Below are 8,894 nucleotides of genomic sequence, written 5' to 3'. Positions count from 1 at the left end.
GATCAGCAGCAGCTCAAGCCGCGCAGGAAGAAGCGCGACCAGCAACAGCAGGAAGCCGCACCTGCTGAACAGCCGGCCGAGCAGGCTGCGCCCGCGAACGACGTTCAGCAGCAGCTCAAGCAGCGCAGGAAGAAGCGCGACCAGCAACAGCAGGAAGCCGCACCTGCTGAACAGCCGGCCGAGCAGGTTGCCCCTGCAAACGACAACGAGCAGGGCAATCCGCGCAAGAGGAAGAATAAGCAGGACCAGCAGGCGGCGCCGGCTCTCCCACAGGCCGAGCCACTTCCAACCGACAAGCAAGCCGCTCCTGCTCAAGCCGAACAGCCCCAGGACCAGGCGAAGAAACGCGGCAAGAAGCCCGTTGGGGAAGAGCCGGTGACAGGCGAACAGCAGCCCGCAACCGGTGAGCAACCCGCCACCGGCGAACAGGCAGCACCCGCCGAGGGTGGGCCCCCTGCTTCGGGCGAAGCCGCGGCCAACCCGAACGAGGCGCCCATACTGGACAGTCAGAAGGATGTCAGGCGCAGGCACGGCAAGGACCAAGGCGGCCAAAACGCGGGTCGCCAAAATGGCGGCAAAACGGGTGGTCAGGAAGGCAACCAGCCCGTCGAGGAGAACGGCAACCAGGCGGAAGTCTCGAAACCGGCTCCGGTCGACCAGGGGCCGCCCCCGACCGACGACCGGGCAGCGCAGCAGGAGATCAAACCTGAAAAGATCGCTCCCGTGACCGAGGAAAAAGGCAAGCGCGTCGAGCGCTCAGCCGATTTCGAGGATGTTCGTCGTCGTCGGCGCCCGCAAGGCACCAATGTCCTCAGGGAATTCGGCGACCGCGTCATCCTCCAGTTCAACAACCAGACGTTCGTCGAAAGCAGCGACGCCCCGCGTATGCACCGCGGCGCCAGGAATGTCTATTATGAGGACCTGTCGGGCGATCGCACCCGGGAAATCGTGGAGCGTGACAACGGTTTCCGGATCGTCACCATCCGCAACCGCTACGGCGACGTGATCCAGCGTTCACGCATCGCGCCTGACGGACGCGAATATGTGCTGAGCTATGTCGACGAGCGGAACTATGACGATGATGCAGACTGGCGCGACCCGGGCGACGACCTGCCGCCGATGCGCCTTACCATCCCGCAAGAGGAATACATTCTGGATTCCGAAGAGGTCGAGGATCCGGACGACTACTACACCTTCCTCGAACGACCGCCGGTGGAGAAGGTCCAGCGCCTCTATTCGATCGACGAGGTCAAACGCTCAGCCCGCGTGCGCGACATTGCCCGCCGCATCGACCTCGATACGCTCAACTTCGAATTCGGTTCGGCTTCGATTTCCGACACCGAGGTCCAGAAGCTGGAGGGTGTTGCCAACGCCATGGACAAGCTGCTGAAGAAAAACCCGGCCGAGACCTTCCTGATCGAAGGCCACACGGATGCAGTCGGCAAGCCGGAAGCGAACCTTGCATTGTCCGACCGCCGCGCCGAGGCAGTCGCCGAAGCCTTGACCAATGCCTTCGGCATCCCGCCGGAGAACCTGACGACACAGGGCTATGGCGAGGAGTATCTCAAGGTAGACACGTCGGGACCCAACCGTGAGAACCGCCGCGTCGCCATCCGCCGCATCACCTCGCTGGTGGCGCCGGTGGCCAGCGCCCAATAAGCGGAATGTGAACCGCGCGATCCGATCAACCATTGAATCGCGCGGTCACCAATCTTGAAACGCGAGGTCACCAATCCCAAATTTTGGAAAGGGCGTCCCTGCCCCGTCCCGACTCCAGCGGGACACACGAGCCCCGCCGGTTCCCCTCCCCGGCGGGGTTTCGTTTTTTAGAACCTTGCAAACCGCCGCAGCCTGCCCGAAATACGGCACTCCGACAACGGAGCCCGGAATCGCCGCATGAAGCGCCTCGAACTCGCCATCGAATCGATCATTCTCGCCTCGCGCTGGCTGCTGGTCGTCTTCTATCTCGGACTGGGCGCGGCGCTTGCCATCTATGCCGTGTCCTTCGGCAAGAAGCTGTTCGAGTTCGTCTCCGTGGCCTTCACGCTCGACGACACCGATACCATCCTGAAGATCCTCGGCCTCATCGACGCCGCGCTGGTCGCCTCACTGGTGGTGATGGTGATCATCTCGGGCTACGAAAACTTCGTAAGCCGCTTCGATGAAAATGACGGCAAGGTGCATTGGCTGGGCACGATCGATGTCGGCTCGCTGAAGGTCAAGGTCGCCTCGACAATCGTCGCCATCTCCTCGATCCACCTCTTGCAGGTTTTCCTGAACTCGGTCTCCTACACGACCGACCAGCTGATGTGGCTGACCATCATTCATCTGGCCTTCGTTCTGTCGGCACTGATGCTTGCCTATATCGACCGGCTGATGGGTCTTGGCAAAGCCAAGAAAGCCGAAGGCTGAGCACGCGTCTGTGCCGGTCTTTAAGAGATACGCCTGTCAGCTAGATGCTTTCCGTCAGTAAATACCTTTGATTTTGGTATCAGTCCGCTCGAACACCTCGTCCGGCACAAAAAAGTCGCCGGCGAGCGGGCCTGTCGCGCCCGGCGCATAGGCTGAGAAATCGCTGACGCCTTCGGCGCGCAGCACTTCTTCGTCGATGTAGAAATTACCGGTTGCCCCGCGCGACGGCCTGACCAGGATGGCGTGTGCGGCATCGGCCATGATGTCGGGCGAACGGCTCATCGCCGCCACCGTCGCCCCGCCCAGGAGGTTGCGCACCGCCGCCGTGTCGATGGTCGAGATCGGCCAGAGCGAATTGACCGCAATGCCATCCCTGGCGAACTCGGCGCTCATGCCCAGCGTGCACATCGACATGCCGAACTTCGCCATCGTGTAGGCGACATGGTTCTTGAACCACTTGGCCTTCATGTCGAGCGGCGGCGCCAGATTCAAAATGTGAGGATTTTCCGCCAACCTCAAGTGTGGAATGCACATTTTGGAGACGAGAAAAGTACCGCGCGTGTTGATCTGGTGCATCAGGTCGTAGCGTTTCATGTCGGTCTCCAGCGTGCCGGTGAGTTGGATGGCGCTGGCATTGTTGATGCAGATATCGATGCCGCCGAACGTCTCCACGGTCTTGGCGACGGCTTCGGCGACCTGCGCTTCATCGCGGATGTCGCACAGCGCCGGCAGCGCCTTGCCGCCGGCCCGCTCGATCTCTTGCGCCGCTGTGTAGATCGTCCCCGGCAGCTTCGGATGCGGCTCGGCGGTCTTGGCCGCGATCGTCACATTGGCGCCGTCGCGCGCGGCGCGCAGCGCAATCGCCAGCCCGATGCCGCGTGACCCGCCAGAGATGAACAGCGTCTTTCCCTTGAGCGACATCCTCGCCCCTCCCTGTGCTACTCTCTTTTCTACCATCTTTTCTCCTTGCGATCCTTGCCTGCACCGCCGGCGGATACAAGCGCCCTTAACCCGCAGCGGTGGTGTGACGCTACGGAGGGTCGTGGATTTCGCGGGAGCGCGCGTTGAATCTGTCGGGCAAGTTGGTATATATTCTATACGAAAAGGGAGAATATATAAATGGCCTTATCGATCAAGAATATGGCGGTCGAGCAACTGGCACGTGAGCTCGCCCGCCGGCGCCAGGTATCGGTGACGGAGGCCATCCGTCAAAGCCTCGAGCGCGAGGTTGCGCGCGAGCGGCTTGTGCCGCGCGACGAGACCGGTGACCTTTTTCAACGTCTGATGGCGATTGCGGAACGAGCTGCACGAATACCGGAGCGCAAAGACGCGATGAGCGACGATGAAATTCTCGGTTATGACGAACTGGGTATCCCGACGCGATGATCATCGATTCCTCGGCGCTGGTCGCCATTTTACGCACGGAGCCGGGCTACGACCGCTTCGTTTTGGCGATCACCCAGGCTGAAAGACGTTTGCTTCCGGCACCGACACTGCTTGAAACGACAATGGTGCTCGTCGGCCGCTGGCAGGACCAGATTATCGATCGCTTCGAAACTTTTTTGCGCACCGCCTCGATCGAGACGATCCCCTTCACGGCCGACCACGCCGCGGTCGCTCGTCAGGCGTTCCTGCGCTATGGCAAGGGCCGGCATCCGGCCGCCCTCAACTTCGGCGACTGCATTGCCTATGCTGCGGCACGTATCGAAGCCATGCCGTTGCTGTTCAAGGGTGACGATTTCCGGCTGACCGACATCGAACCGGCTGTTTGATCCACGGCTAGACCAGCACCAGGCCCTGCCGCATGGCGATGGCGATCGCATCGGTGCGGTTGGCGGCACCGAGCTTCGTCAGGATCGCTGCGACGTGGAATTTCGCCGTATGCACGGAGATGTTCAGCCGCCGCGCGATGACCTTGTTGGGCGCGCCTTCGGCGAGCAGTGCCAGCACCTCGCTTTCGCGCGGCGAAAGCGTCGGCCGGACGATTTGCTCGTTACTCGGTTCCTCGTCGAACCGGTCGCTGTCATGAAAGGTAAAATCGTGCCCGTCTGACAGAGCGTGGCTGTCACGCGAAATCCGGTAGCCAGCCGCCGCCAGCCGCGCCGCAGCGGCGATCAGCACGTCGTCCGCTGCCACCGGCAGCACGGCAAACACTGTATCGGCCGGCCGCTCCCCGGCCGCTCGCGACGATAGCAGCACTCGAGGCATAGCGGCGTCGACGAGCCCGCCTTGCACCCCATGATCATCGACGATGGCGACATCCGCCGCCCAACGCCCGTCGACTTCGCCCGCCAGAAAAGGCTGCAGGTCATCGGTCGCAGCGAGAGCCGCGGACAGACTTCGCGCGCGCTCGACGTCACGGAGCACGATCAGCACCGTCAGCCGTCTGCCAGCGACCTCACCGCTTACCATCTATCCCTCAGCTCAGTGGTTTTTCACCGATGGTCAGTGAGACCTCACGGTTCTCGCCGCCGCGCACCACGCCGAGTGTCACCAAGGCACCGGCGCTGTCCGGCCCGAGCTTGCGGATCAGCTCGCGCGGGCCATGCACCGTCTCTGCGTTCCACGATACGATGATGTCGCCGAGACTGAGACCGGCGGCTTTCGCCGGGCCGCTATCGTCAAGGCTCATCACCATGGCGCCCTGTGTATCACCATTGCGGACCGGATGCAGGCCGGCACCAAGATAGCCCCTCGCCACATGACCCTTCTCGCGCAGCGTCGTGACTGCCCGCTCGATCGTTTCGTAAGGCATGACCAGCGCCCGCCGGCGTGGCCCGAACAGCAGCATGCCGATCAGTCCGCCCTTGGCGTCGAGCACAGGGCCGCCCTCGAAACGGCCGCCGGCATTGACGGCAAGGTTGATGCGCCGGTCGATCGTGCCGCCGCGCATTGAACGCCAGGCCGGGCCGACCTCGCCGACCGTGCCGAAGGTAGCGAGCGAGGTGCCGTCGCTATTGCCCGCGACGATCGCCAGATTGCCCGGCCGCACTGCATCCGCCTTCACCAGGGACGGCACGCTTGGTGCGCCGGTGGGTTTCAAAACGGCCGTGCCGGTGGACGGGTCGCGGCCGACCAGCTCGGCCTTGACGGTTTCGCCCGAAGGAAACGTCAGCTCGATCTCCTCGCCGGCCTCGACCGCCTCCTCGGCAGTGACGAAATAGTCGTCCTGCCAGTGGAAAGCGGTAGACGTGCGGTGGTGGTGCGTCGCGAAGCTGGCCGTCGCTGGAGCCGCGGCTGCGGCGATGTCGGCAATGGCGTCGGAAAATGTGCTCAGATTGAAATCGCTCATGATTTGTCTCCTGGGTTCCTCGTGACCCAGATATCGCCCGGCAGGGCGTTGGCGGATACTCGCCTGACGGCTAGTTGGGCGTTTGACTGGCCATCTGGTCAGGTCGCGGCCGGTCCGGCCGCTCCGCACATATAGGCATTGTTCATCTTGTTCCAAAAGCTACGGAGCCCCGCAGATGGCCCTGCCCGCCCAGCAATTGCAATATGACGATGCCCTTCTCGATGCCTATTCGGCGACGGTCGCCGATGCCGTCGACCGCATCGGGCCCGCCGTCTGCCGCATCGAGCGTGTCGGTGGCCCGGGCGGCCATGGCTCAGGCTTCGTCATCGCGCCGGACGGGCTGGTCGTCACCAACTTCCACGTCGTCGGCGATGCGCGCAGTGTGCGCGTGTCGATGCCGGACGGCGCCTCCAGGGAAGGCCGCGTGCTCGGCCGCGACCCCGACACCGACATTGCGCTGGTGCGCGCCGACGGCAACTTTGCCGACGTTGCGCCGCTTGGCGATTCCAAGCGTTTGAGGCGCGGCCAGATTGCAATTGCCATCGGCAACCCGCTCGGCTTCGAATGGACCGTCACCACCGGCGTCGTCTCGGCGCTCGGCCGCTCGATGCGTGCCTCCACCGGCCGGCTGATCGACGACGTCATCCAGACTGACGCCGCGCTCAACCCCGGCAATTCCGGCGGACCGCTGGTGTCCTCGGCCGGCGAGGTGATCGGCGTCAACACCGCGATGATCCACGGAGCGCAAGGCATCGCGTTCGCGGTTGCCTCCAACACCGCCAATTTCGTCATCTCGGAGATCATCCGCTTCGGCCGCGTGCGCCGCGCCTTCATCGGCGTTTCCGCCGACACCACCAACCTGCCGCGCCGCGCAGCACTCTTGTCGCAAGTGTCGAGCAGCACGGCGGTGCGCCTGCGCAGCGTCGAGAAGAACAGCCCGGCGGACAAGGCCGGCCTCAGGGAAGGCGACATTATTGTCGCCATCGACGGCCGCCCGGTCACCGGCGTCGACGATCTTGTGCGCATGCTCGACGCCGAGCGCATCGGCCGCGAGACACTGTGCACGGTGGTGCGCCGCTCCGGCATTGCCCAGGTCACGGTGATGCCGTTGGCGAGGGCAAGCTAGCTCGCTGCAGCACCCTGCGCATATTGCGCCAGGAATTCCGGGCTCGGCGGGATCGGCCTGATCACGTCGATCAGCACGCCGTTGGGATCCTTGGTGATGAAATGGCGCTGGCCGAAGGGTTCGTCGCGCAGCGTTAGCAGGATCGGCAGGCCGGCGGCGGTGATCCGCTCATAGACGGCATCCGGGTCCCTGACCTCGAAATTGATCAGCACGCCAGACGCGCGGCCCCGCCCCTCCTCCGGGATCGTCTCATGATCGCCCTGGACGATGCCGAGGTTGACGCGGCGATCTTCGGCTGAGCGCAGATGGATGTACCAGTCGGCCTCGAACAGCGGCTTGAAGCCGAAATGCGCGACATAAAAGGCTGCAGTGCCGGCAACATCGCCCGTCATCAGCACCGGATAATAGCTCGTCGTCCTCATCTTTCCTTCTCCCGGCGAACACCATACAATCTGCATGTAAATGTAACTAACATACAGGCTGAATGTATGCAACAGCGATCCGCTCGCCGCTCCAACCGTGATCGCACCGAAGCGACACGCGCCGAGCTCATCGCTGCGGCGCGAAAACTGTTCACCGAAAAATCCTATGCCGAGACCAGCACACCCGAGATCGTCGCCGCTGCCGGCGTAACGCGCGGCGCGCTTTATCATCACTTTGCAGACAAGCAGGCGCTGTTTGCCGCTGTGGTCGAACAGGAGGCGCAAGCCGTGGCGGAAGAGATCGAACGCGCGTCGCCGCCTTCGCTATTTGCCCGCGATGCGCTGATTGCCGGCTCGGATGCCTATCTGGCTGCCATGCGCGCCCCCGGCCGAACTCGGCTCTTGCTGCTTGATGGCCCCGCCGTGCTCGGCCGCGCCGCCATGGATGCGATCGACAATCGCCATGGCAACCGTTCGCTGCGTGAGGGCCTTGTTGCCGCGATGCGCTCGCACTCTATGACGAGATTGCCTGTGGAAGCACTGACCGCTTTGCTCGCCGCTGCCTTCGACCGCGCAGCGCTCGCCATTGAAGCTGGAGCATCGATCGAGGACTATCGCGCCGTTCTCATCGCGCTGATCGACGGTCTGTCTCCGGCTCCTCCTTAGGCACCTCACCCGGCTCGAATTCGTTGAAACAACCAAGCTGGCGCTTGAACTGATCGATCAGCCAGGCGGCCGCCGGTTTCGGGCTGCGATCGGCGCGGTGCATGGCATAAAGCGGCGAGCGGACTTCGCTGTAAGGCTCGAGATCGAGTTCGACGAGCCGGCCGTTCGCCAGATCATCGGCAATCAGCCATCGCGGCAGCCCGCCCCAGCCCAGCCCCTCGCGCATCAGCACGTGCTTGGTGCGCACATCCGTCAGCCGCCAAGTGCGGTAGGCGAAGACGCCATAGTCGCGCCCGCGCGTACGCTCGGACTGGTCCGAGACGACCAGTTGGATGTGTTCGCGGACATCCTCCAGCGCCACTGGTCTGGGCAGCAGCGCCAGCGGGTGATCAGGCGCTGCGGCCGGCACCAGGGAGAAGAAACCGATGCGCAGCAGATTCACATCCGCCTCGCCCAGAAGCCCTCCGATGCCGAGATCGGCCTGTCCGCCGACAACATGATCGAGGATAAGGCCAAGCGAGCCGATATGCAGACGCAGTGTCACGGCCGGAAACTGCACCTCGAATGCCTTTAGCACCCGAACCAGCACCGGCGACGGTAGCGTCACGTCGACCGACAGCGCAACTTCCGCCTCCAATCCCTGCCGATATCCGTCGATACGCGAGCGGATGCGTTGCAGCACGCCGACCATGCGCCGCGCATCTTCCAGCGTCGCCTTGCCGACATCGGTCAGTTGCGGCTCACGCGTGCCCTCACGCTCAAACAGCTTCAGCCCAAGCTGCGCTTCGAGGTTGGCAATGGCGTAGCTGATGACCGACTGCGCGCGGTTGAGCTTACGGCCGGCAGCCGAGAAGGAACCGGTGTCGGCCACCGCAACCAGGATCTGCAGTTGGTCAAGCGTCGGGTTGGGCTGCATCTTTCAATCCACAATTTAGATGGATCATATACAAAATATACCAGTTTTTCAAATGGGTCT

The 8,894-nt window shown here is 63.3% G+C and carries 11 protein-coding genes; 6 read left to right on the top strand and 5 right to left on the bottom strand.

From position 1 onward, the window contains the following. Positions 1 to 1,659: OmpA family protein (locus NKH29_RS16685; RefSeq protein WP_502911268.1), on the top strand; the 1,659-nt coding region annotated here is incomplete at its 5' end. A gap of 237 nt (positions 1,660 to 1,896) precedes the next feature. After that, positions 1,897 to 2,412: a TIGR00645 family protein gene (locus NKH29_RS16680; RefSeq protein WP_023719323.1), complete on the top strand. Its 516-nt coding sequence runs from the start codon at positions 1,897 to 1,899 to the stop codon at positions 2,410 to 2,412. A 54-nt stretch (positions 2,413 to 2,466) separates the two neighbouring features. Here the strand turns inward: NKH29_RS16680 and NKH29_RS16675 are convergent, their stop codons facing one another. After that, positions 2,467 to 3,333, bottom strand: a complete 867-nt coding sequence (locus tag NKH29_RS16675) for an SDR family oxidoreductase (protein WP_352494950.1) — start codon at positions 3,331 to 3,333, stop codon at positions 2,467 to 2,469. Between the two features lie 198 nt (positions 3,334 to 3,531). On the opposite strand from NKH29_RS16675, the gene NKH29_RS16670 reads away from it, so the two are divergent. Together NKH29_RS16670 and NKH29_RS16665 are read left to right on the top strand one after the other, a co-directional pair. Next, a complete protein-coding gene (locus NKH29_RS16670) occupies positions 3,532 to 3,798 on the top strand; it encodes a type II toxin-antitoxin system VapB family antitoxin (RefSeq protein ID WP_023719325.1) in 267 nt (88 codons plus the stop codon). After that, on the top strand, positions 3,795 to 4,184 hold the full coding sequence (locus NKH29_RS16665; protein WP_023719326.1) for a type II toxin-antitoxin system VapC family toxin: 390 nt from the start codon (positions 3,795 to 3,797) through the stop codon (positions 4,182 to 4,184). The genes NKH29_RS16670 and NKH29_RS16665 overlap by 4 nt, the downstream gene beginning before the upstream one ends. A gap of 7 nt (positions 4,185 to 4,191) precedes the next feature. Here the strand turns inward: NKH29_RS16665 and NKH29_RS16660 are convergent, their stop codons facing one another. Both NKH29_RS16660 and NKH29_RS16655 read right to left on the bottom strand, forming a co-directional pair. Further along, positions 4,192 to 4,824 carry a helix-turn-helix transcriptional regulator gene (locus NKH29_RS16660; RefSeq protein WP_023719327.1) on the bottom strand — a complete coding sequence of 211 codons (633 nt, stop codon included), beginning with the start codon at positions 4,822 to 4,824 and terminating at the stop codon, positions 4,192 to 4,194. Positions 4,825 to 4,831: 7 nt separating this feature from the next. Beyond that, positions 4,832 to 5,704, bottom strand: a complete 873-nt coding sequence (locus NKH29_RS16655; protein ID WP_352591324.1) for a S1C family serine protease — start codon at positions 5,702 to 5,704, stop codon at positions 4,832 to 4,834. Between the two features lie 175 nt (positions 5,705 to 5,879). On the opposite strand from NKH29_RS16655, the gene NKH29_RS16650 reads away from it, so the two are divergent. Next, positions 5,880 to 6,830: a S1C family serine protease gene (locus NKH29_RS16650; RefSeq protein WP_352494948.1), complete on the top strand. Its 951-nt coding sequence runs from the start codon at positions 5,880 to 5,882 to the stop codon at positions 6,828 to 6,830. Here the strand turns inward: NKH29_RS16650 and NKH29_RS16645 are convergent. Continuing rightward, positions 6,827 to 7,252, bottom strand: coding sequence for a VOC family protein (locus NKH29_RS16645; protein ID WP_352483190.1), 426 nt, complete (start codon positions 7,250 to 7,252; stop codon positions 6,827 to 6,829). The two genes, NKH29_RS16650 and NKH29_RS16645, sit on opposite strands and share 4 nt — an antisense overlap. 66 nt (positions 7,253 to 7,318) lie before the next feature. Between NKH29_RS16645 and NKH29_RS16640 the strand changes: the two genes are divergently transcribed. Continuing rightward, positions 7,319 to 7,918 carry a TetR/AcrR family transcriptional regulator gene (locus NKH29_RS16640; RefSeq protein ID WP_023719331.1) on the top strand — a complete coding sequence of 200 codons (600 nt, stop codon included), beginning with the start codon at positions 7,319 to 7,321 and terminating at the stop codon, positions 7,916 to 7,918. Here the strand turns inward: NKH29_RS16640 and NKH29_RS16635 are convergent. Next, positions 7,878 to 8,834 carry a LysR family transcriptional regulator gene (locus tag NKH29_RS16635; protein ID WP_352639934.1) on the bottom strand — a complete coding sequence of 319 codons (957 nt, stop codon included), beginning with the start codon at positions 8,832 to 8,834 and terminating at the stop codon, positions 7,878 to 7,880. The genes NKH29_RS16640 and NKH29_RS16635 overlap by 41 nt on opposite strands. Positions 8,835 to 8,894 lie beyond the last annotated feature (60 nt).

It is taken from the genome of Mesorhizobium sp. M1295 (assembly GCF_040318135.1).
GTDB lineage: Bacteria > Pseudomonadota > Alphaproteobacteria > Rhizobiales > Rhizobiaceae > Mesorhizobium.
This window is presented reverse-complemented; position numbering and strand designations above follow the sequence as displayed.

Coding starts and splice junctions, on each gene's coding strand:
- NKH29_RS16680 (WP_023719323.1), top strand. CDS start 1,897: ATGAAGCGCCTCGAACTCGCCATCGAATCGATCATTCTCGCCTCGCGC.
- NKH29_RS16675 (WP_352494950.1), bottom strand. CDS start 3,333: ATGTCGCTCAAGGGAAAGACGCTGTTCATCTCTGGCGGGTCACGCGGC.
- NKH29_RS16670 (WP_023719325.1), top strand. CDS start 3,532: ATGGCCTTATCGATCAAGAATATGGCGGTCGAGCAACTGGCACGTGAG.
- NKH29_RS16665 (WP_023719326.1), top strand. CDS start 3,795: ATGATCATCGATTCCTCGGCGCTGGTCGCCATTTTACGCACGGAGCCG.
- NKH29_RS16660 (WP_023719327.1), bottom strand. CDS start 4,824: ATGGTAAGCGGTGAGGTCGCTGGCAGACGGCTGACGGTGCTGATCGTG.
- NKH29_RS16655 (WP_352591324.1), bottom strand. CDS start 5,704: ATGAGCGATTTCAATCTGAGCACATTTTCCGACGCCATTGCCGACATC.
- NKH29_RS16650 (WP_352494948.1), top strand. CDS start 5,880: ATGGCCCTGCCCGCCCAGCAATTGCAATATGACGATGCCCTTCTCGAT.
- NKH29_RS16645 (WP_352483190.1), bottom strand. CDS start 7,252: ATGAGGACGACGAGCTATTATCCGGTGCTGATGACGGGCGATGTTGCC.
- NKH29_RS16640 (WP_023719331.1), top strand. CDS start 7,319: ATGCAACAGCGATCCGCTCGCCGCTCCAACCGTGATCGCACCGAAGCG.
- NKH29_RS16635 (WP_352639934.1), bottom strand. CDS start 8,834: ATGCAGCCCAACCCGACGCTTGACCAACTGCAGATCCTGGTTGCGGTG.